General features: G+C 52.9%; 1 protein-coding gene. It reads left to right on the top strand.

What is annotated here, in order from left to right; genetic code table 11:
- Window positions 1–534: 534 nt before the first annotated feature.
- On the top strand, window positions 535–815 hold a 281-nt coding region (locus tag AC1DRJ_RS30465), incomplete at its 3' end, for an FAD-dependent monooxygenase (protein WP_477805383.1).

Raw genomic sequence — 815 nt, 5'->3', positions numbered from 1 at the left:
AACGAACACAGGGGACTGGGAATTAGCGGTCATGCGTCGAGCTCCGGAAACGGCAGAGAGAGTTGAAGTAAGCGCGAGGCGGCCTACTTAAGCCGCGCTCCGGTTATGAATTGTTATCTAACTGAAGTCAGCATTAACAAAACGATGCGTACACAAAGTATTGTTGCCTGAGATTGCTGTTGTCAATGGATCTCTTGCCTAAATTTAGGTTTTTCTTGGTATGGTTGCGGAAACAAAACGGAACGTATAGATTTGGTTTGTCTTTAGCAACGCCGATGTCTGGTGAGCGACACGAAACGCGGGATGATGGGTAGTCGAAGGCCTGGACGGTCCTGCCCAGTGGATTTAGGTCGTCGCCGGACTTGAAACAGTACTGTGCGACGCTTGAAGGCTTGCCGCAGATGACGATACGAGGGCTATATCCGGTCGCAGATGTCTCTTGCCGAGGCGTACTTCGATGTACCGGATCTGGCAAACAAGCTGTGTCATTGGATAGCAGCTACCACCCGCCATAGAAGCGGAGAGGAGACAAGAATGAGTCAGGTTAAACGCGTTTTGATTGTAGGTAGTGGAATCGGCGGTGCCACCGCGGCTTATGCACTGCGAAGGGCAGGAGTGGACGTCCACTGTATCGATATCAAGCCGGGGATTCCCTCGGCAGGGTCGGGCATTTGCCTGTTACACAACACGGTACGGGCATTGGAAATGCTCGGATTGGCGGAGCCTTGTCTCGACAGTGGTATGCGATTCGACGCGTTTCGGCAATTCGATTCCTCAGGTCAGCTCCTGCGTTCGGATCCTGCACCTCCCAGCTG

The sequence above is a fragment of the Pseudomonas sp. P5_B2 genome, assembly GCF_056400445.1.
Note: the sequence above shows the minus strand (reverse complement) of the source record. Positions and strands in the feature narration are given on the sequence as shown.